Genomic DNA, 21,493 nt, shown 5'->3' on the forward strand with positions numbered 1-21,493 from the left:
TGATACACGAAATAGTTCGTTTCTATGCATTCGTTTAGTTCACTTTATTTTCTCTGGTTCTTCAGAATTTAATTAGTATCTAATTTATTACTAAATCCTTTTGCAAATCTAAAGGCATTCGTGGCAATATCCAGCGGTGTACAATTTTATCAGAGATAAAATTTTTACACCTTAAAGCATCATGCATTTAAAAATCTTTGTGCCCTTGCGATTTCAAGCATTTACATCTTTCATTAAAAACAGAAAGCGCAGCCCAAAAATGGACTACGCTTTCTTCGTAAATTCAACCCTATATAATATTCAGCAAAAGTTTTATTCTTCCCAGGCTTCTACTTTCAATATTTCAATTTTCCTGTCCCCTTCTCTGAAAGGCCAGTCGATAATATCCCCAACTTTATATCCCACTACTGCAAGGGCAATATCGGAAAGAATGGAATGTTTATTCTTTTTAAGCTTTTCTTTGGTAGACGGCACAAAAATATACTCGTGTTCAAAATTCAATGTATGATCCTTTAAGGTCACTTTTCTGTCTACTGTTACAATATCTGCCGGCAAATCTCTTCTCAAAACCTGTTTTGCTTTTCTGAGTTCTTCGGCCAGTCTTTTTTCTTCTCCGATGCTTACTTTTTTCCTTCTGAGAGTTTCTTTTATGGCATCATAAATTCCGGTAGTGACAATAATACGTTCTGACATTTTTTTCGATTTTAAAATTAAAGTGCAGCTATTCCCGATGATCCAATGTAGACTACAGATACCTCTGCCTTCCATAGGAAAACCGCAAAAAACAATAAATAAAAATCTGGAAAATCCCCTGTCTTGGATCCTGACAGGGCTTAATTGATAAAGTCCTTAGAACTTTTCAGAAAAGAATCTCTATGTAGATAAAGTAATGACAGCAACAATCCTGATCGTCGGCATCCTGCTGATAAAAAGATTGTTGCTGTCATTATATGAGATGTTTTTAATTTCTACAAATATAGAACTTAAAAACGGAATCCAGCGGCTGCACTTAAAGAAACTCTTGTAAGACCTTCTTTCTGATCATTTCCAAGATCCAATGTCTGGCCGTTTACTTTCATTTTGTTTAGTGTTCCTGCAGTAAACCCGAATTTTGGCCCAATCAGGAAGTTCTTAGAAACTTCATACTGGTATCCGATACCTGCTTCAAGACCTAAATTGGAACCTGTTCCTTTTACAAATCCGGTCTTGGTGGTATAAGAGATCACCCCAATAGATACATCAGCGGCAAACTTGTGTTTTGTAGGCTTGGTATAATTGGAAAACATCACTGAAGGACCGAAGAAAGTAATATTATCTTTCGTATTTACAGGTACAGAAACGGTTTGCCCATTTGCATATCCTCTCAATGTTCCGCTGCTAGAAGCACTATAATTGGAAAACTTAGCTCCAATCCCGATATTCTTCACATTGTAATATGCTGCGATTTCGAAATTAACTCCGCTTTTCAATCCTTTTACATAATTTCTTTCTTCCATTGAAAGTCCGGATGCTGTTTCAGCGACTCTCCACGCATATCCTACAGCAGGGCTGATGGTTACTTTTTGGGCAAATGAAAATAAAGAACTCGAAATAACTCCTAATAGGATCAGTTTTTTTATCATGGTTTAAAAATTTCCTGCAAAAATAAGGTTTTCACGGCAAGAAATAGCCTAAAGCCTGAAACGTCTGTTCTCTTTTTTGTCGGAAAGTTTTTTCTTACTGTCTAATCTTTTCTGTTTCTGAGCTTTTGAAGGTTTTGTAGCTGTTCTTTTTTTTGGAATAATCAGCGCTTTGCTTACGATTTCTATTATTTTTTCAATGGCCTTGTTTTTATTCATCAGCTGGGTTCTGCTTTCAGAAACCGTAAGGAATAGAAAACCTTCAACGTTGATTCTGTTTTTCAGTTTATTCTGAATCAATGCTTTTTCATCTTCATTGAAAAATTCAGAGGCATCCACTTTCCAAAGTACGGTAACAGCCGTCTCCACTTTGTTGACGTTTTGCCCTCCTGCCCCACTGCTGCGGGAAGTTTTGAAGCTGAGTTCTTTTGAAAAGTTTTTCATTGTTTTAAAATGTAGAATAAGGCGTTATAGTTTTGCTGTTATGTTTTGATATAATTCTAACCTGTTTACTTTTCCGTTGGGAGTCCTCGGAATTTCTTTAATGAAAATAATTTCTTTAGGATGATGAAAATTTTTCTCAAAAGGGGTTACTGAAATTTTCCTGATTACCTCTTCAGATTCATTTCCTTCTATAATTAACATCAATTTCTGGCCCAAACTTTCGTCCGGAAAGCCTATAAATACGGCTTCATTGGGAATCTCTTTTTTCACCAGAGCTTCAAGGGCTTCCGGGAAAATTTTTGCTCCACCGGAGTTGATCACGTTATCTATTCGTCCCAGAAATTTAAACTGTTTATCATTTTTAATTTCAACTAAATCATTCGTTTGCAGCATTTCATCATTCACATTGGGAGCATAGATCTTCAGACAGGCTCTTTCATCCAGAGAGATGTTTACATTTTCAAAAACCGTAAAATAATCTTCCTGTAACGGCATCAGCTGTTTCAACCCAATATGAGATAAAGTTTCCGACATTCCATAGGTTTCAAAAATACGGTTTGAGCTGCTGAGATTCATATGGAGGATCTTATTTTTCAAACTTTCTGAAACGGCTGCTCCGCCAATAATCAGATTTTTGATCAAATGAAGCTTATCTAACGAGTTTTCTACCTGAAGTGGGGTCATCGCACAAAAGCTGATTTCTTCTTCTACATTTTCCAGAGGCTTTAAAGAGGGTTCTGTGACAAAGAGTTTTAAATGTCTTTCCATAGAACGTACAATCATCATTTTTCCTGAGATATACTCTACCGGCAGGCATAATAATGCGGTATCACCTTCTTTTAACCCTAAAAAGTTGCAGGTCATCACTGCAGAATTGATCATTTTCTTTTTTTCAATTTCAAAAATTTTAGGAACTCCGGTAGAACCTGAAGTCTGAACGTTTACCATTGCACTATCAGAAAGCCATTCTTTCAGAAAAGTTTCTACTTTTTTTTCAAATCCCGTATGGAAGGATAATTGATTAATATTGAGATTATTGAAGTCTATCAGCATGTTTTCCGTAAATAAAATCTACAGTAAATTTAAAAAAAATTTTAAAAAGTTCTTGTATATAAAGAAAAAAGCTGTAAATTTGCACCACTAAAACAAACAGACTCATGGTGTAGCGGTAACACTACTGATTTTGGTTCAGTCATCTGGGGTTCGAATCCCTGTGAGTCTACAAACCACTCTTTTTTAAGGGTGGTTTTTGTTTTTTATTCTCTTTTGAAAAATAAAACTGAATTCGTCACAAAAGTTGTGGACCCCAGCAAAAAGTTGAGTTCATCTGAATAGAAAAAAGGTCATGTTCTTTACCAATTAGAATCAACAGTTGTGGAGATAGGGTTTGACGCAAGGTTTTAAGTTTGTGTATGCTTTATTTTAAGTGAACTAAGAAGGGATCGATTTTCAATCGATCTGAAGAAGCGAGCGAATAGTCACAAAGCTTCATCAGCGACGAAGTTGCATTACATAGCCTCCTAAAATAAAGTATTCGAATCACTAATTCTTTGTGCCTATAAAATTTAGAATAATCAATCGGTATTCAATTGTTTTGCCACAACTTTTAAGAATGATCCTATTTTTACCGTTCACGAAATCAATATTTTTTAGAGCCATAGAAAAAAGTATGTCTTCTGAAAATCCTTCTATCAATGGACGAATGTTCATCCAGGTTAAATAGATTTGAATTCCATATATGGCAACCAGATATTAAATTATAAAAACTTAGCGCCAGATAAGGATAGATGGCTTTATAAAAAAAAATCAAACTCAAATCTGGTTCCTTATTTCCAATCACTTCCTCATAAAAATATCTAGCTGCAATTACAATATTCGCCAGTCCATTTATGGTACTCATATAAAATACTGATGAATTGATTATTAATTCACCCGTCTTATTTCGGTTAAAAATACTTGTTACTGCAATTACAGAATAGCGAGGTCAAAAAACTTTTATAAGGACCAAAAAACAATGAAATTTGCAGTCTTAAGAATGTGAATAATCAATTGGAGTCAAAAAAAATACACCAAGAAAACATTATAGAAAAATGTAGTTGATTTTAGAATAAACTACAAAAAAACATTGCGAAAATATATGTTTTCTAAGTTGTAACCCTATTAATAATTCACTAATTAATAGTACGATAAAAGAGAGGGAACATCAATAATTACTCAAAAGAAATAGAATTCTATTTTACTACAAAAAGCCTATCCAGAATAGTCTTTCCCTCAAATCATCAATTTTATAAAAACTAATTTCCAATAATAATGAAAGTACCATTAAAAACAATATTTAGCTGGTTCGAAAAGGGTGATATGCCCACAGAAAATCAGTTTCAGCAGACCTTTTCTTCATTCCGACATTTAGATGAGAACATCAAAATGGAAGAGGTAACGGGTTTAAATGAAACTTTTCAAAAAACAGTATCCAGCACCACTTTTACAAATCATCTGCAAGATGAAAGCGCACACGATTTAGTGCTCGCAAAACTTAATGCATCCAATCTTACTGCTAGAAATGTAGAAGAATGGAAAGAAAAATTAAAGATCAAACTAGCAGCCACTATAGACGATGGTGAAGAGACCGGAAATGTCTTTACAAAGAAGCAAATCGAGGAACTTGTAAATATACTTCAGGAGCAGATAGAATTGCTTAAAGGTTCGGGAGCAAATTCTTCTTTTGGAGGAATTTTAAGGCCTACTGATCATATTATTGTTAAACCTGGATCAGCAAAATGGTTTTGGGCAGGGAGTGGAGTTTACGAAAATGCTTCAGGAGTTAAGATTGAAAATTTCGGAATCATTTCCTTTGACGGTTCTGTTTGGTCTGTTCTGGAGGTTAATATGCCTGGAGGTGGAACAGATGGTTTTATTGATTTAACACAAGAAGATTAAAATGAGATATACAGGAAGAATTTATTTTACAAATTATGAAAGATCGGATAAAGAAGTTGCAGATAACTTCATTTATCCCGTGATGTTCTTCATTAAAAATGAAGAAGGAAAAATCATTAAACAGATTGCCTATTCAGCTTTAGGAGAAAAGTCAGAAAGTGAATACGGAACTGGTGGGGGACCCGGAGGAGGCAATGGAATTGTTTTCCGCGCAAAATCTGAAATACCTGCATCGTTCGTAAAATCATTTGGAAGTGAGGTTAGATTAGTTTTTTCATGGTCATCCATCGACAGCGTTGATGGTAGTGAGACTGGCGGAGGAACTGCGAGTATTTTAAAAGGAAACACAATCCTATTTAATAAAAACATTAATCAGGGAGCCAATGATATAGATATAACCCCATATATTTTGGCGGGAGATAATACAATAACGCTTAGTATCACCGATAGTTATGGAAATAATAGGAAATTAAAATATGATATTCAAACAATAGCACTTGCTTTAAGTACTACATACGACAAGACCACTATTAATTCGGGACCCATCATTTTCCGATATATTCCAACCGGAAATGTTGAGAAGACGATTCATTTCAAATTAAATGGATCAGATCTTCCGCCAGTAGTTACTTCAATTAATAACAAAGAGCTTCTTTATGAAATTCCTGCACAGTCGCACGGAGTTCATATTTTAGAGGTGTATATGACCGCTGATTTGTCAGGAGAAATCATTGAGAGCAATCATTTATTTACAGATATTATCAGTGTTGTTGCCGGTAATTTAACGCCTCTGGTTTCTTCAGCCAATAATGTTGTTGCTAATCAATATGCTCCAGCTTCGATTGAATATCTGGTGTATTCACCATCGTCAAATTATAGCGATGTTGAGATTTTGGTCGATGGAGTGAAGGTTTCTGAATTACTTGTAAATAGAAGTTTGCAGAAGTTCACCTATACATTTACGGACTCAGGGGCACACACTGTGACTTTTAAATGTGGCAATGTCACGAAAAATACTTCAGTAGTTGTAGCAGCATTTGATATTCAAGTTGAAGCCGAAACGTTAGGCCTGGAATTATTTTTAAGCAGTCGAAACAGAAGCAATTCAGAGATTAACAAAAACGAGTGGAAATACAAAAACCTGTCATGTACTCTTACAGATTTTGATTTCAGCACCAATGGATGGATTCAGGATTCAAAGGGTTCTGTGGCGCTTAAAGTGAGCGGAAATGCAAGGGTTGAGATTCCTTTCAAGATTTTTGATAACGATTTTAAAACAGGTGGTAAAACATTAGAATTTGAATTTTCAACTTCAGATATAAAAAACAGTGACAGTACTATTTTTTCTTGTAAAAATGGAAATGTTGGATTTGTTGCTACTTCAAATTCGTTTTCGTTCAGTTCTGAGCAGGACAGTACGTCCATATTTTTTAAAGAAGAGGAAAGGATTCGTGTAAGTGTAGTTGTTACAAAGGTTGCAGATCAAAGATTGGTATTTGTGTATATCAATGGAATTATATCTTCATTATATCAGTATAATTCATTAGACAGCTTTTTACAACAAGCTCCTCAAAACATTACCATTGGAAGCAGTGATTGTACTATTAATCTATATAATATCAGGGTTTATAATAATAATCTAAACGCCGACCAGATGTTGTCGAATTTTATTGCTGATATGGATAACCTGGTTGAAAAAGTCAACATTTACGAGAGAAATAAATTGTACGATGCATTCGGAAATTTGTCCTACGATAAATGTTTACAATCAATTCCATGTTTAACCATTGTTGGAGATCTGCCAACTTATAAAGGCGATAAAAAAACAATTGTGGGTGAGTATGAAAATGCTCAAGATCCTACAAAATCGTTTTCTTATGTAAATGCGAGTATTGATGTTCAGGGTACATCATCACAATATTATCCCCGAAAAAACTTTAAAATCAAATTTAATGGAGGTTTTAAAAATGGTGAAATAAATTCTTCAAAATACAAGCTTCGTGACAATTCATTGGCGGAAAAGACATTTACTTTTAAAGCTGACTTCATGGAATCTTCAGGTTCTCACAACATTGGTTTGGCGAGGCTTGCACAAGATTCTTTAAATCAATTGGGTTATTTGGTTCCACCACAATTGGTAAATCCAAATATCAGAACAACGATGGATGGTTTTCCAATGCTTATATTTCACAGAGCGACACCAGATTCGGAGCGTATTTTCTTAGGAAAATATAATTTTAACAATGATAAGTCGAATGAAGCAACGACAGGTTTTACAGGTGGTCAGGAATGCTGGGAATTTTTAAATAATACGTCAGATAATACCTTATTTATTGCTACAGATTTTCAAAGTGTAGACGGAAATGGTAAGCATTTATGGAAAAATGATTTTGAGGGACGATATCCGGAAAATAATGAAGATACATCGAATCTTGAAGCTTTGCATAAATGGATTGTGAGTTGCAAAAATAATCCTGCAAAATTCAAAACTGAGGCTCCAGACCATTTTAACATTCAGTTTTTACTGTTTTATTATGTATTTACTGAGTTTTTTGCAATGGTCGATCAGCGCGCTAAAAATCAAATGTTTGCGATGTATCCGGATGCGCAAGGAAACAACCGTTGGTATCTTATATTTTATGATAATGATACGGTTTTGGGTCTTAATAACGAAGGCCACAATGTGTATGATTATTGGGTGGAAGCTCACGACCAGGTAGGAAGTGGTTTTGTCTGGAATGGCGCGCTTTCAGAGCTTTGGAAATTGGTTGAAGTTGCTTTTGATACTGAGATTACGGCTTTGTATCAGAAAATGAGAACTTCAGGAATTCTGACTTATGATAAGTGCAATACTTATTTTAACACATTAGAATCTGACAAATGGGCGGAAAGTATTTTTAATGAAGATGCGAAATATAAATATATAGATCCTTTGGTTGTTGCAGGGAACGGAAGTTACTTATACACTGCACAAGGTTCAAGAAAATCGCACAGGAATTATTGGTTATTAAATAGATTCAGATATATGGACGGAAAGTATGACACCTCTACTTTCTCATCTGATTATATCACGATGCGACTTTATACCCCTTCGGGCACGCCTGTAGTTGCTCCCAATGCTAATTTTTTATTAACGGCTCAGAAAGACGGCTACACTAAAATTAAGTTTGGTTCCTATATCAACCGTGCGAGGCTTAGAAAAAATGTTTCATCTTTAGTTCAAGCTCCGGCTATTACTTTTAACGATACAGAAACCATTATCTATGGTGCCTCTGCAATTAAAGACCTTGGAGATTTGTCAGGAAAGTATCTAGGTACTTTAGATGTTTCAAAAGCGACGAATTTATCGAGACTTCAAATTGGAAGTCAAATTTCCGGTTATTCAAATCAAAATTTGAGAAACTTGTTTATTGGTAATAATACAATTCTGGAGGAGTTGGATGTAACGAATTGTCCAAATCTAAAACAGTCAATAGATCTTACTGCTTGTACAAGTATTAAAAGAGTTTCTGCTGCAGGAACAGGAATATCTTCGGTATTATTGCCGAAAGGTGGCTTGCTTACTTCCTTAATTTTGCCAAGTACAGCAAGTACTTTAATATTAGATAATCAAAAATTTATTACCAATTCTAACTTAACTTTTACAGCAAGTTCAATTAAAACACTTGTTATCAAAGACTGCCCTTTAATTAATGTAAATAATATTGTTTCTTATCTAAAAAATGTAAGTCGATTAAGGGTTAATAATCTGAATGGAAGTAGTGCTTCTAGTGAGATTTTTTTTCCTATCATTAATGCTAAAGGTATTGATGATTCGGGTAACACAACGCCTCATTCTGTAGTTGAAGGAATTTGGAACTTTACTACCATATATCAAGAAGATAAAGATTTCATGGAAGCCAATTGGCCAGACTTTAAATTTACATTTTCAAATGTTGCCACTTTCATTCAAATTTCGAGTGCGATCAGGAAAGCTACATTATTAAATGTCTTTGATACCAACGGTGATGGAGAACTCAGTTTTGCGGAAGCAAGAGCTGTTATCAATATTCCTGCTGACACTTTCAACAAATCTGTTAATGCCTCGAGAGACCTTTCTTACAGTTTTGATGAGTTTAGATTTTTCACGAATGTGGAGACAATTGGAGATAGAGCATTCAATTCAAATAAATTGGAAAGCATTATTTTTCCTCCCAATATAAAGAAGATAGGTTCTAATGCATTTTACTTTCAGTATAATGCTGTTATAGTCGGAAATTTTGATAAGCTAGAGGAACTTGGTGATGCTCCATTTTTTGGAAAATACTTAGATATTAATTTATTTAAGAATGTTAAAACTTATACAGCAAATTCATTTACGTACATGTATCCGAGAGCGGGGAAATATTCTCTTCCTTATATCACAAGAATTTTCAGTGGCATGCTTACTAATAATGTAGGTTATGAAACTGTTGAAGAGCCTGTTTCCAATCTTGTTGATTTATCCGGGTGTACGAGCTTAGAAAGAATGGATTCGTTCGGTTTGAATTTAAGACCTCTTAAGGGAGATAATGAAGTTACTATTATTCTTCCGGCTTCCATTAACTACCTGGAAAACTACTGCATGCCTATGAATCCATCTGCAGGTCAATCAAGCGTTACAAAAGTAATAATAAAAATTTTGGCAACGACACCTCCTATTTTAGTAGGAACAAACATAGTTTCTGATGGGGTTATTATTGATAAAGTAGAAATTCATGTACCTGCAGCAAGCGTTTCTGCTTATAAAACGGCAACCAATTGGAGCTATTTCGCCGCAAAAATTTATCCGATAACATAATAATAAAATATGACACAGACAGACAATATAATAAAAGCAGAGCCAGGGAAATGCTTTAAAAGAAAAATAGATGGGGTTGTTTTTGGCGATGAAATCTATTTAGGAACAACTTACTATCTCGACGGTATACGGCTCGAAACTCCAATTCAGGAAACTCCTGATGATTTTGAAGAAATTGATATCGAGGTTCAAACAGAAGAAATTGATTAAAAGATGATAAATTTATTACTTATTTCCCGAACGGAAATTTATAACGAGTCCTGACAATATGATAAAGATCTTAGGGCAAAAATAAATAATTATAAAATTTACATGTTTAAAAATCTCAAAATACGATCGAATATAATGGCAAATCAGTTAGAATAATATAAATACGAATGTGTTTTTATGATGTAAGCTTTGATAGAACTATAAGGTCTTCAACTATTTGGTTCGACATTTGTTCGCTTTTGACTACAAACCACTCTTTTTTAAGGGTGGTTTTTGTTTTTTATCTTTTTTGAATAATATTCCTCTTTCCTAAAAATTTTAAAATAGATGCTAGCTTATACAGATCATAATCGATCATCTGGCGTTCACCCATTACCACTTTTTGTAAGAACGCCCAATCTTCAGTAAGGCTTCCCATTGTAAAATTTTCAGGTTTTTCATACGGGTCATACAAGTCTTCATCTAAAATATTCCAGTACAGGTCATCATCAAGTACTATGACTTCTGCATCGCCTAGTTTACTCAATTCATCTGATAGATGTACGATAAGATTTTTTACATCCGAAACTTTCAGGACCGGATTATTATTTTCCATGATTGTATTTTTTTATTTACTCTTTAAGCGCATTCAACACCTCTATAGCTTTTGCAGCATCCTTCTCATCCACAAATATATGATCATGAAAATAGGCCGCCACGACATTGCAACTAATTCCTGCATCACTTAAAGCTTGTGAAAACTTTGCCGTCAAACCAACAGCTGATAAAGAAGAGTGAACCTCCAGAGTGATCCATGAAGCGACATAGCTGAAGTCTAAGTTTAACGCTTCCGCATCTTCTTTTTTGATTACAATCGTTACACTTTCCGTCTCTTTAAACAGAAACAAAATTTTTGACATAGGAATTGTATCGATGTCATTGACTGTACAATACACATATTTCCCTTCATTAAGTGCCGGATTTAAATTTTTCAAAATATTCTTTAAACTAATTTCGCCCTCCATAATCGATTATTTTTTATTTTGAAACCTACTGGTGGTTTCCTATTGATGATGGGATAAAATTAGTGATATATTTTGATCAAAATACGTTTGTTTAATTCCTGATTTTTATTTTATGCATTAAAGTAATATACTTACCACAGCATTTCTTTTAAACCATACAACCCAACAGTCTCATTCAATATCACTTATCATTTTTTATACGAAACGGTATTCTCACAATATCCACTACCTTTTCGCCACGGTTATTCTTTCCTGCCACCCATTTTATTTTATCGGTTGATTTTACAGCTGCCGCCTTTACCTCATCATTGAATGGTCCGCTTTTTCCATAAGTAGAAATATTGATCACATCTCCTTCGTCATCAATCTTTAGTATAATTTCTGTATTCAGGTTCTTGGGAAGGGAGGCCAATGCAGTTTTATTCAAATTGGTTTCCACTTTTTTTACAAAAGCTTTATTACCATCAGGGAACTGTGCCGGGAAGGGATTTACAGGCGGCGGCGGAACTGAAAAATCCTGTGGCTGTTTTGATTCATATTTATTAACCAGTTTTGGATCTGGTTTTCCTTTTGTATTCTGTGAAAATGCAACCGTTGACGAAACAACACAGATGATGAGTATTATTTTTTTCATGATTATAAGATGTATAAGTGGGTTAAAATATGGGTAAATCATACTCCTTTCTATCTGATAGTGAATATCTTTTACCAACCATCCTAAATTAGCAAAAAAACTAATCAAGTCTCAATAAAAAAACCCCTAAAAAGTAAAACTTATCAGGGGTATTTATTTTTCAAATGACATTCATTATTTCTTAAGATCATCAATTTCATCCTGAATCGATTTGATTCTGTCTCTCAGTTCCTGGCTTACTCTTCCGGGAATCTTTTTCACTTTTCTAAGATCAAGAGCCAGCATAATGGAAGCCACTCCCATAAAAATAAAGGAAACCCCAGTGAGTGTCACTAAAGAAATCCCTGTAAATATAGGATTGAATATCAGTAATAAAGAAAAAATGATGCCTCCTACACTGGCAAGAGCAACATTTCCCCAGCTCATTATTTTCATACTTTTCAGGTCAAAGGCAAAACCCAGCAGCTGAAAGGAACGGAATAACAGCGTAAATCCGATCACAAACGGAAGTACGGTCATTGAAATCTGAGGATTGGCGATAAGATAAACCCCGATTGCCGTAGTCAATAGTCCACTGACAAGGAACCAGCCCCAGCCCTGTAATGATTTGCTGTTTTGGAGGGAAAAGAATATTTCCGTGATTCCGGAAAATAAAAAGGAGACACTAAAGAAAACAGAAAGCGTCACATACGTAGCAAGGGGTACGCTGAATACATAAAAACCGCAGATCAGAAAAAGGATTCCGAAAATCAAAGGGATGTACCAATGTTTTACCGTGTTGGTAAGCGTCTGAAATAAATTAGCCATAGGTGTCTTTTTTAGTCTTGCCTACTTTGGAGAGCGGTGTTCGGCTTGTCCGCAGGAATTCCAAACAGGCTATAATTTTCACCCGAATTTGAAATACAACCTTTACTAAGGTACGAAAAATAATGGATCAAAGCATCAAAATCATCCATGAATCAGTATTTAAAGGATAGGATTTAAGGGCCCATCATACAAAAACATCTCAAGGAAATAGTGGGTATGAGCCGTTTTCTATGAGATGTTTTTAAGAAATTACTGATCTTTATTAATTGCCTATTTCAAAAGGTTTCCTGCAGGCTGCTGCTGGGTAACGCAATGTACCATTCCCCCGTTTTCGTACAGGTTCCGTACATCTATTCCTATAACTTTTCTACCCGGATACTGCTCCTGAATGATCTTATTGGCCACAGCATCATTAGGATCTCCGTAATTAGGAACCAGCACCACTGTATTGGCAACGTAATAATTGACATAAGAGCCTTTTTCATCCAGCTGTTTTCCATACGCCGTTTTCACTTTATTTTTGGTAGCCGGCAGATAGACTTTCTTATATTCTTTTCCATTGACATTGGAAGCAGTATACAATGTGTTGACATCTTTTTCGGAAAGCCCAAGCTCCAGAAGGTCATCTTCTTTCATCGTGATCATAGTACGACCGTCAACGAATTTCATAAAACCATCAATGTGCATATCGGTAACATCTAATCCTGTCACCCCGTCCAGCCAGATCACTTTTGATACTCCGTAATAGGTTTCAAACATTTCTTCGGCTTCTTCCTGAGTGATTCCTTTGTTTCTTGTCGCTCCTTTTTTCTGACTGATCACTGAGCTTTTACAAGCCATCAGCACTCCGTTTCCATCTGTTTCCACAGACCCGCCTTCATTCACCATTTCTTCATTCAGATCAATCACTTTTACGCCCAGATCTTTTCCTATACGTTGCGGAATTTCATCACAGTTTTCAAAGTCAAATTTTTCACCCCAGCCATTGAAGCCCCAATCTTCTATTAAAACATTTCCTTTTTGATCTTTCACGAAAATAGGTCCGTTATCCCTGATCCAAACATCATCTGTAGGATAAATTCTGAAATCAATATTTTTCAGCGGAATTTTATTCTGTTCCAGAAGGTTTACGATTCTGTTTTTTTCTTCGGTATTATAAGCAATAATGTGAACTTTCTCTCCTTCCTGTAATGCTTTGGTCATATCAATCCAGGTCTGCTCTACTCTTTTACGGTAAGTATCGCCATGCTGATAATGATGCGGCCATTGTAACCAGGTTCCTTCGTGACGTGAAGATTCTTCCGGAAAATGATAAGTAGTCTGTGCCCTATTTACGATAAAACTCAATGCTAAAATGAGTGTGAATAATTTTTTCATATGTTTTAAAATTTCTTTCCTATAAAAACACCGAAATTGACATCGGTTTCAAAATCCTTTCCGGTCTGAGAAATATTACTTCCTATCCCGAACTGCATTTTTTTCTGATTTTCTATCCCTAAACGAACAACCTGGCTGCTGGCCTGATGTTCTTTAAAACTGAAGTCTGATTCTACAATCAGCATGCTGTAAAAGTTGAGTTTCTCATTGATTTTCGGAGTATATTCCAGTAAAGTATACAATCCAAGCCCCAATTCTTTTGCTTTTGTAGAATAGGTTACTGCAGGGAAAATACTGATATTCCAAACTTCATTTTCTTTTCCATAAGCCAGCCCTACAGATGGCATAATATCTTCTTTTGAAATATGGACTCCAGCAGAAACACCAAGATTTCTTCCGATTCCGTAATTGAGATTCTGATAGACTTCAGGATTTATTTTTTGTGATTTATAATCATAAGCGAGGGTTGCCGAAGCGAAATAATTCCATTTTCCACTGAAATCTTTATTATAAATTCCCAGCAGTTCAGTTTCTTTATTTCCCCCATATGCCTGCACAGAAATTTGTGATTGGGCACAAAAAGGCAGTAATACGAGGAAGAGAAATATATTTTTCATTCTATCTGTTTTTTGAAGTTTTACATTGCAAATTCATCATTGTGATGATTTACAGGTGCAAAATTAGGTCTCTCAAAAAAACAAATCTTGTCCTAAATTGACATTCTATTCATACAGCGAAAAAAATAAATACAGGAAATCATATCTCCTGCTTCCCATTGTAAATATTCTTCAAAAGCTTCTGAATGATCTGGTAAAGCAAATTGTTCAGCAAGCCCAAAACGATGGAAAGAAGGATCTATTTTCAAAACAGATCCATTACTAATTTACAGAAATTTAAAACAAAAAAAAGATGGAAATCAAACGACTTCCATCTTTCCAAACCTCTTTAGGCTTCTTATATTGTTAGCTAGGTTTATATAATTTATACATGACAAACAGGAATCCTATCCATATCGGAATCAGAATTACCTGAATTTCCATTCCCGTAATGCTCATTAATCCTAAAATAAGAACTAAAAATGCAATACAAATGTAATTGGAAATCGGATAAAATATAGACGGGAACTTCGACTGAATTCCCTCACGGGTAATGGCCTTTTTGAATTTCAAATGTGTATAGCAGATCATCAGCCAGTTAATAATCAATGTAGATACCACTAAAGCCATCAGGTATTGAAACGCTTTTTCCGGTACCAGTTTATTGATAATAATACAGATTCCTGCAAAGCATGAAGAGATAATGATCGCATTGGTAGGTACTGAATTTTTATTAAGCTTTTTCAAAAACTTAGGTGCATTCCCCTGCTGAGCCAATCCGAAAAGCATACGGCTGTTACTGTACACGCTACTATTATATACGGATAAAGCAGCAGTAAGTACAATAAGATTAAGAACATTCGCTATCAATACATTGAATTGAATCACTTTACCAAAAAGACTGAATTCCATTCCATTCAAATTCTCAAATACCATTACAAACGGACTTGATCCTTCTGTAATCTGTCTCCACGGGCTTAATGAGAACAGGATTACTAAAGCTCCTACATAGAAAATTAAAATTCTATAGATCACCTGATTAGTTGCCTGAGGAATGGTTTTCTCCGGGTTTTTAGCTTCTGCTGCGGTAATTCCGATCAGTTCCAATCCTCCGAAAGAGAACATGATCATGGCCATTGCTGCAAACAACCCTGAATATCCGCTATCCGTTTTATTGAATAATCCTTTCGGGAAAAATCCACCGTCGTTCCATAAGTTTGTAATAGTAGCTTTTTCTCCTCCGGTCCCACTGATCAACAGATATACACCGAAAACAATCATTGCAATAATCGCAATCACTTTGATGATGGAAAACCAGAATTCTGTTTCTCCATAGACCTTTACAGAAGCAAGATTAAGGGCAGTGATGACGACAAAAAAGAATAAACTGGAAACCCAGAGTGGGATTTCCGGCCACCAGAAATGAATATAATGTCCAATGGCTGTAAGCTCGGCCATACTTACGAGGATATAAAGAATCCAGTAGTTCCACCCTGAGGCAAAACCTGGAAAATTTCCCCAATATTTATAGGCAAAGTGACTAAAACTTCCCGATACCGGTTCCTGAACAACCATCTCCCCCAGCTGACGCATGATAAAAAAGGCAATGATTCCGGCTAAAGCATACCCTAAAATAACCGATGGTCCGGCTAATACGGCTGCAGGTCCTATTCCCAGGAATAATCCTGTTCCTATGGCACCTCCAAGGGCTATTAATTGTATGTGTCGATTTGTTAATCCTCTAACTAAAGTCTCGTTTTGTCCTGTTTTATTTTCGTTGCTCATTGAATGAATTATTCGGTCGCTAAATATATAAAAACTTTTCAGAGAAATTCGCATTCTATGGGGTAAATTGGCAATTCATCCCACAATGCCCGTCTTCGTTTTAGGCCGGAATTGATAAATATCTTTATGATAATTTTAGCGTAATGAATCAGTTGGTAGGTATGCATACATAATAGTTTCAGTTCAACTGCCCGCAGGATTTATCAAAATAAAAGTTTAACTGAAGTTTATTGCAACTAAAAAGAGTCTTACTTCCTAGGTTTGCATTATCAAAAAATACGGATTAGAAACACAAGCTACTTAAACACAAAATCAATATGACCTTCCCAAGTAATTTGAGAAGGTCATTATGTATGATTACTACAATTGAGTTTAAAGAAAAAGGCGAATTGATTCTTACCTATTTTCCAATATTTAAATTCTATTATTTTAAATTAAATCTGATCTTTTACCTGTTTTTTTTAAGCCCAGCTTAGCTTTATTGAAATAATTCAGTCCAATTCTCTACCTATACTAAAATGACATATATCTGTCATTTCACAAATCTTTCTGATCAATTAATTTCGTAACAAAGTAAAAATGAATACGATATTAGCATCTACCTTAACTATTTATAAATACCCTCAATAATACTTGCAAAATATTAAAGTAACTAATTTAAAAAAAATAAAATCTAAGATGAAAAAAAAATTATTATCAATCATGACCATATTCTCCATAGTTCATGCTTTTGGACAGGTAGGTATTAACACCGATACTCCAAAATCTACTCTACATATAGAGAAAGGTAAAGTAACAGGTAATCCTGATGGTGTAATCGTTCCACGATTTGATGTTTATGATCTTGGTACTAAAGATAGTCAATACGGAAATGATCAAAATGGCACATTGGTATTTATTACCAGTGAAACAGCTGGTACTACGGCAAAAACAGTAAATATTCTAGAAAAAGGATTCTATTTTTATGATAGTATACAATCTGTATGGGTAGCAGTGGGGTCCTATGCGGGAGGACAACCGCTTGCGGTTTGGGTAAGAAACCCTTCCGGACAAAGAGTGGAACTAGCTGTAAAATCTGATGGCTCTTCAAGAACTACAGGAACCGAATTTGTAGCAACTGATAATGGAAATGTTGGTATAGGCAAAGCAGAACCAGATTCAAATGCGATGCTTGATGTAACTTCATCTAATAAAGGAGTATTGTTACCACGTCTAAGCACCGCACAGAGAGATCAGATCCCAGCAGCCCTGGCCAACGGATTACTGATTTATAATACAACGCAGAACTGTTTCAACTACTATGACGACAATGTTGCCAAATGGTTAAGTCTCTGTGGTACGCAAGCACCTGCAAAATTCACCTTACAGGATTGCACTTCTTCCCCATCTGGCCCATCTGGTACTTATAAAGCAGGTACAGCTGTTACATCAGCAAATACTTATACAATAAGCGTGAACGTATCTGAACCTGGAACCTACACGATAACAGCTAATACTACGAATGGATATAGTTTTACTAAATCTGGTACATTTACTCAAACAGGCATTCAGACTATAGTTCTGGACGGCCAAGGAACACCTAGTACAGGGCCTAGTACAGACACTGTATCTCTTATATTCAATGGAATTTCAGTGGCTTCTTCTTGTGCTACAATCAGTGTAGCTGGCAATACAACATCATTCAAAGTAAACTGTAGTGGGCTTTCAAAGAATGGAGTCTATACAAAAGGAACTACAGCTACTTCAGCAAACTATATTGATGTACCAATAACTTCCGTTACAACGCCGGGTACAGCTACCATTACTACCAATACGACTAATGGACTAACGTTTTCTTCCGGACCGGTTAATATTACTACAAGTACTTCCAGTATAAGACTGTATGCCCAAGGCACACCTAGCAATACAGACAATGGTACCCTGTATACCTATACATTTACCGCACCTGGTAGCAGTCCGTGTAGTTTTGGAGTCACCGTAGGATCTACGATAGGTACATTTAATAATCCTGCACCAAGCTGCCAGGCTATTTATGATGAATTTAATTCTTCAGGTACTTTAGTAGCCAATGATGGAGAATACTGGATCGGAACCTCAACTTCTAATCGGTATAAAACTAAATGTGATATGGTAGACGCCGTAGAAGCAACTGCACTGGATAAGGAAGTGGGAGGATATACTTTATTAATGTCTTATTCTGAAGGGGTTGCAGATACTAAGAATAGATTTGGAACCAATGGTGTATTTAATTGGGGAGGAACAACTCTGGATAATACGAATGTTGTGACCACACAAACAGGTACTATGAATTATAACGAATTCAGAATTACCACAGCTGAGAAAACAAGATGGGCAGGTAAGGCAACAAGAGAAATATTCACCGATCAGCCAACCAATGCCAATGTTACACTTGCATCTTATTTTAAATATCCAGTATCAAACATAATTACAGGAAGTCAATCGGAGTTCCGTGGAGCAAGTGCTTTGACGGTGACAGGTAAGTATCTTGGAAAAACATTCAATGTCGTAGGAAATACTAACGGAACTGCCAAGGTAAGTATTGATGGAATCCTTATTAGTAATTATAACATGTTTTATAATACAACTTATAACAATCATTGGGATCAGGGAGGCTACTATTATGCACCTACTATCATGAGTAACGGAACTAATAATGCAATTATTTCCAATTGGCCATTATGGGTTGTGGGAGAATATGTAAATGTAATGCCTTTTGGATATTGTGTAGCCGGAATTCAATCCGTAGGCATCAGTGGTCCAGCACAAGGTGGCTATCCTAGTAAGACAATGACTGATGTTTGTATACCGAATGACACAAACCTAGGTAAACATCCCGGAGTAAATGGTACAGATGGATATGTATTGCAATGGTGGGCTAAATAAACCGAATGCTAATTACTGATTATGCAGAATATTAGTCTTTCTATATAAAGATGCATAATTGGAATATCTACTAAAACTATATGTTTTGTGATGAGGCTGCCCAGGTAAAAATTAAAAATGTTTTATACTGAGCAGCCTTTTCCATGTAGCAGAAAGGGGAAGTCTTATGAGAATGGGACATTAAAAGCTAATTTTCAAAATCATACATCGTTACTGTGAATATGAATGGAAGGACGACAACGTTGGATTGCTCTGGATTATAAAAAATGGTCCCTTTGTTTCCAATAGAATTATATAGGTAACAATACTAGGGATACAAGATCGACTGGTGATTTTTGAGACGCCGGAAATAAAATCTAAATAGACCGCAGCATCATTGCGGGGTATAACAAAAGACAAAACAGTCATGAATTTTAAAAAAATACATATAGGAAGTATCGTGGAAAGAAGGCTGAAAGAATGCGGGATAGAAATGTCGCGAATATGCAATTTTATGAAGTGTAGTGAAAAGGAGATAAAGGAAATGTATTTGCAGGAAGATTTTTCTACATTGGTGCTTTTAAAGTGGAGCAAACTATTGGAATATGATTTCTTTAGGATTTATTCACAACATCTTATTCTGTATGCTCCTCCTACAACTATCAAAATAATGAAAGAACAGGAAGACCATAAAATCAGTTTGCCACAGTTTCGAAAAAAGCTTTACACGAAGGAGGTTATTGATTTTATAATTTCTCAAATCGAATCAAAAGAAATGTCAAGAAATGAGGTAATAGAAAAATATAGGATTCCAAAAACTACACTTTATAAATGGATCAATAAACATCTAAATTCAAAGCCCGATGCCCCTTTATCCAACCCTAAATGAAGAAAATAATTTCGCTGAATGAAAGATTTTTTAGCCAGTCTAAGGAAGAACTTCTGTCAAAAATAGAGGAAGGATTTATTTTCTATTTCGAGAGCGAGTGGTATTATATTTTAAAAAGATATTGCTTCGGAAGAAAAAGAATATTGATCATAGAATTTAGAAAACAACACTGTAATTGCTCGGTATAGTATACCTTTTTAAAATATGGAAAAATATAATGACCCTAACTATAATCAGATCTATTCGGATATTATTCAAAAGCAATATCCTGAAAAAATGGCACAATGCAGGGAGCTTCTTATGAAAAGTCCTCTTTCTGCGATGGAAATTCTGGATTTAAACCAAAGAATATTTGGAAAATTAGAGAAGATTAATCAAAAATACCGTTCTTACAATAAATCTGATATATTACAAATTTTGGATTATCAAAAGAGATATAATCTGAACAACAAGCAATTGGCAATTCATTTCAATATTAGCCGTAATTCTGTTACGAAGTGGAAAAGATTTTTTTTATAAATAGAAACAATTATGTTTTTATCAGATAGATTGCATTGAAAAAATAAAGGATCAAAATATTTAATCATTAAAAAAAGCGGGATTATAAGTTATTATATAAACCATTAATTCAGCTGAGGTTTTAGTATTTGTTTTCTTTCTGAGGTTTCGTTTATGATTTTCTACCGTATGATAAGATATGAATAGCTCCTTGGCAATTTCAGGAGAATTGAGACCCTGCCCCATTAATTTTAATATTTGTTTTTCTCTATCGGTAATTACCGGAAATTTCGTCTCTATTTCTTTGATGCCCTGCTCAAAGTACTTATAGTAATACATCATCTTTCCGCTCATATAATCAATAACTGAAATCAATGGCTTATTGATGATCCTGAAGTGAGATAAATCATAAACAATATAGAGAATACTTTCAATTTTTCCTCTTTTATTAATATAAATATCAGGTATTTGTATCATTACCCATGTATATTCATTATGTGCATTAAGTGCCCTTGCATATATATTGAATTTAAAATCTTTTCTTTTATTGTTGTTCATATCCTGATAAGTTTCAGAAGCAAATTTGATTGCTGCCAATACATAAGATCTGTCCTCTACATGAAATTGTTCTATAATAAATTGGAGACTTTGATTTAGCCAATCTTCTTTCGTATATGGGGTCAGTTGATGAATATTTTCGCTTACCCACTTTAGTTTCATTTCTGTATTATTATGTATAAACCAATAAAAAGAACTCATGGCAAATCTTTTTGCCATTCTGATTGTATTTTCAAATATTTTATAATAATCACTTATTCCAAATTCAGTATTTGAAACTTTCATTTTCTTTGAAAATTCTTCAATATTTATAGGAGTGATTTTATTTCTCATTACAGAATATAAAAATTTAAGTAAAAAGTCAACTCAATTTTAAATATACTCTGTATTTTATACTAGTAAAATGACAGATATCTGTCATTTTAAGCATTCC

18 protein-coding genes and 1 tRNA gene are annotated in these 21,493 nt (G+C 34.9%); 7 read left to right on the forward strand and 12 right to left on the reverse strand.

The window, feature by feature from the left end:
• Window positions 1–312: 312 nt before the first annotated feature.
• The 4 genes from AC106K_RS18770 to AC106K_RS18785 all read right to left on the reverse strand — a co-directional run bounded on the left by AC106K_RS18770 (window position 313) and on the right by AC106K_RS18785 (window position 3,116).
• Window positions 313–693: a GreA/GreB family elongation factor gene (locus tag AC106K_RS18770; protein ID WP_482446979.1), complete on the reverse strand. Its 381-nt coding sequence runs from the start codon at window positions 691–693 to the stop codon at window positions 313–315.
• Between the two features lie 290 nt (window positions 694–983).
• Window positions 984–1,622: a hypothetical protein gene (locus tag AC106K_RS18775; protein ID WP_482446980.1), complete on the reverse strand. Its 639-nt coding sequence runs from the start codon at window positions 1,620–1,622 to the stop codon at window positions 984–986.
• A gap of 48 nt (window positions 1,623–1,670) precedes the next feature.
• On the reverse strand, window positions 1,671–2,063 hold the full coding sequence (arfB, locus tag AC106K_RS18780) for an alternative ribosome rescue aminoacyl-tRNA hydrolase ArfB (protein ID WP_482446981.1): 393 nt from the start codon (window positions 2,061–2,063) through the stop codon (window positions 1,671–1,673).
• Between the two features lie 24 nt (window positions 2,064–2,087).
• Window positions 2,088–3,116 (reverse strand): AMP-binding protein, encoded by a 1,029-nt coding sequence (locus tag AC106K_RS18785; RefSeq protein WP_482446982.1) that lies wholly within the window; start codon window positions 3,114–3,116, stop codon window positions 2,088–2,090.
• Between the two features lie 98 nt (window positions 3,117–3,214).
• On the opposite strand from AC106K_RS18785, the gene AC106K_RS18790 reads away from it, so the two are divergent.
• From AC106K_RS18790 to AC106K_RS18805, 4 genes are all read left to right on the forward strand, one after another.
• A tRNA-Gln gene (locus tag AC106K_RS18790) sits at window positions 3,215–3,285 on the forward strand.
• Between the two features lie 1,088 nt (window positions 3,286–4,373).
• A complete protein-coding gene (locus tag AC106K_RS18795) occupies window positions 4,374–5,000 on the forward strand; it encodes a hypothetical protein (protein ID WP_482446983.1) in 627 nt (208 codons plus the stop codon).
• An 82-nt stretch (window positions 5,001–5,082) separates the two neighbouring features.
• Window positions 5,083–9,819: a leucine-rich repeat protein gene (locus AC106K_RS18800; protein ID WP_482446985.1), complete on the forward strand. Its 4,737-nt coding sequence runs from the start codon at window positions 5,083–5,085 to the stop codon at window positions 9,817–9,819.
• 9 nt (window positions 9,820–9,828) lie between these two features.
• Window positions 9,829–10,029 carry a hypothetical protein gene (locus tag AC106K_RS18805; protein ID WP_482446986.1) on the forward strand — a complete coding sequence of 67 codons (201 nt, stop codon included), beginning with the start codon at window positions 9,829–9,831 and terminating at the stop codon, window positions 10,027–10,029.
• A 280-nt stretch (window positions 10,030–10,309) separates the two neighbouring features.
• Here AC106K_RS18805 and AC106K_RS18810 read toward each other — a convergent pair whose 3' ends face one another.
• The 7 genes from AC106K_RS18810 to AC106K_RS18840 form a co-directional block, all read right to left on the reverse strand.
• Window positions 10,310–10,624: a hypothetical protein gene (locus AC106K_RS18810; protein WP_482446987.1), complete on the reverse strand. Its 315-nt coding sequence runs from the start codon at window positions 10,622–10,624 to the stop codon at window positions 10,310–10,312.
• A 16-nt stretch (window positions 10,625–10,640) separates the two neighbouring features.
• Window positions 10,641–11,033 (reverse strand): ACT domain-containing protein, encoded by a 393-nt coding sequence (locus AC106K_RS18815; protein ID WP_482446988.1) that lies wholly within the window; start codon window positions 11,031–11,033, stop codon window positions 10,641–10,643.
• Between the two features lie 181 nt (window positions 11,034–11,214).
• Window positions 11,215–11,667: a hypothetical protein gene (locus AC106K_RS18820; RefSeq protein ID WP_482446989.1), complete on the reverse strand. Its 453-nt coding sequence runs from the start codon at window positions 11,665–11,667 to the stop codon at window positions 11,215–11,217.
• A 174-nt stretch (window positions 11,668–11,841) separates the two neighbouring features.
• Window positions 11,842–12,474, reverse strand: coding sequence for an HdeD family acid-resistance protein (locus AC106K_RS18825; RefSeq protein WP_482446990.1), 633 nt, complete (start codon window positions 12,472–12,474; stop codon window positions 11,842–11,844).
• Between the two features lie 270 nt (window positions 12,475–12,744).
• Complete coding sequence (locus AC106K_RS18830; RefSeq protein WP_482446991.1) at window positions 12,745–13,851, reverse strand: agmatine deiminase family protein; 1,107 nt, start codon at window positions 13,849–13,851, stop codon at window positions 12,745–12,747.
• A 5-nt stretch (window positions 13,852–13,856) separates the two neighbouring features.
• A complete protein-coding gene (locus AC106K_RS18835) occupies window positions 13,857–14,468 on the reverse strand; it encodes a hypothetical protein (protein ID WP_482446992.1) in 612 nt (203 codons plus the stop codon).
• A 345-nt stretch (window positions 14,469–14,813) separates the two neighbouring features.
• Window positions 14,814–16,232 (reverse strand): amino acid permease, encoded by a 1,419-nt coding sequence (locus AC106K_RS18840; RefSeq protein ID WP_482446993.1) that lies wholly within the window; start codon window positions 16,230–16,232, stop codon window positions 14,814–14,816.
• Window positions 16,233–16,910: 678 nt separating this feature from the next.
• Here AC106K_RS18840 and AC106K_RS18845 point away from each other — a divergent pair.
• The 3 genes from AC106K_RS18845 to AC106K_RS18855 all read left to right on the forward strand — a co-directional run bounded on the left by AC106K_RS18845 (window position 16,911) and on the right by AC106K_RS18855 (window position 20,523).
• A complete protein-coding gene (locus AC106K_RS18845; RefSeq protein ID WP_482446994.1) occupies window positions 16,911–19,136 on the forward strand; it encodes a hypothetical protein in 2,226 nt (741 codons plus the stop codon).
• A gap of 406 nt (window positions 19,137–19,542) precedes the next feature.
• Window positions 19,543–20,004, forward strand: a complete 462-nt coding sequence (locus AC106K_RS18850; RefSeq protein WP_482446995.1) for a transposase — start codon at window positions 19,543–19,545, stop codon at window positions 20,002–20,004.
• 204 nt (window positions 20,005–20,208) lie between these two features.
• Window positions 20,209–20,523, forward strand: a complete 315-nt coding sequence (locus AC106K_RS18855; RefSeq protein WP_482446996.1) for a helix-turn-helix domain-containing protein — start codon at window positions 20,209–20,211, stop codon at window positions 20,521–20,523.
• 60 nt (window positions 20,524–20,583) lie between these two features.
• Here AC106K_RS18855 and AC106K_RS18860 read toward each other — a convergent pair whose 3' ends face one another.
• Complete coding sequence (locus AC106K_RS18860; protein WP_482446997.1) at window positions 20,584–21,393, reverse strand: response regulator transcription factor; 810 nt, start codon at window positions 21,391–21,393, stop codon at window positions 20,584–20,586.
• Window positions 21,394–21,493 lie beyond the last annotated feature (100 nt).

The organism is Chryseobacterium sp. FR048 (assembly GCF_056844665.1).

Bases quoted from the DNA above. Each gene is read 5' to 3' on its own strand.
- AC106K_RS18855 (WP_482446996.1), top strand. From the start codon at position 20,209: ATGGAAAAATATAATGACCCTAACTATAATCAGATCTATTCGGATATT.
- arfB (WP_482446981.1), bottom strand. From the start codon at position 2,063: ATGAAAAACTTTTCAAAAGAACTCAGCTTCAAAACTTCCCGCAGCAGT.
- AC106K_RS18810 (WP_482446987.1), bottom strand. From the start codon at position 10,624: ATGGAAAATAATAATCCGGTCCTGAAAGTTTCGGATGTAAAAAATCTT.
- AC106K_RS18840 (WP_482446993.1), bottom strand. From the start codon at position 16,232: ATGAGCAACGAAAATAAAACAGGACAAAACGAGACTTTAGTTAGAGGA.
- AC106K_RS18845 (WP_482446994.1), top strand. From the start codon at position 16,911: ATGAAAAAAAAATTATTATCAATCATGACCATATTCTCCATAGTTCAT.
- AC106K_RS18770 (WP_482446979.1), bottom strand. From the start codon at position 693: ATGTCAGAACGTATTATTGTCACTACCGGAATTTATGATGCCATAAAA.
- AC106K_RS18860 (WP_482446997.1), bottom strand. From the start codon at position 21,393: ATGAGAAATAAAATCACTCCTATAAATATTGAAGAATTTTCAAAGAAA.
- AC106K_RS18795 (WP_482446983.1), top strand. From the start codon at position 4,374: ATGAAAGTACCATTAAAAACAATATTTAGCTGGTTCGAAAAGGGTGAT.
- AC106K_RS18775 (WP_482446980.1), bottom strand. From the start codon at position 1,622: ATGATAAAAAAACTGATCCTATTAGGAGTTATTTCGAGTTCTTTATTT.
- AC106K_RS18805 (WP_482446986.1), top strand. From the start codon at position 9,829: ATGACACAGACAGACAATATAATAAAAGCAGAGCCAGGGAAATGCTTT.
- AC106K_RS18815 (WP_482446988.1), bottom strand. From the start codon at position 11,033: ATGGAGGGCGAAATTAGTTTAAAGAATATTTTGAAAAATTTAAATCCG.
- AC106K_RS18850 (WP_482446995.1), top strand. From the start codon at position 19,543: ATGAATTTTAAAAAAATACATATAGGAAGTATCGTGGAAAGAAGGCTG.
- AC106K_RS18800 (WP_482446985.1), top strand. From the start codon at position 5,083: ATGTTCTTCATTAAAAATGAAGAAGGAAAAATCATTAAACAGATTGCC.
- AC106K_RS18830 (WP_482446991.1), bottom strand. From the start codon at position 13,851: ATGAAAAAATTATTCACACTCATTTTAGCATTGAGTTTTATCGTAAAT.
- AC106K_RS18820 (WP_482446989.1), bottom strand. From the start codon at position 11,667: ATGAAAAAAATAATACTCATCATCTGTGTTGTTTCGTCAACGGTTGCA.
- AC106K_RS18785 (WP_482446982.1), bottom strand. From the start codon at position 3,116: ATGCTGATAGACTTCAATAATCTCAATATTAATCAATTATCCTTCCAT.
- AC106K_RS18825 (WP_482446990.1), bottom strand. From the start codon at position 12,474: ATGGCTAATTTATTTCAGACGCTTACCAACACGGTAAAACATTGGTAC.
- AC106K_RS18835 (WP_482446992.1), bottom strand. From the start codon at position 14,468: ATGAAAAATATATTTCTCTTCCTCGTATTACTGCCTTTTTGTGCCCAA.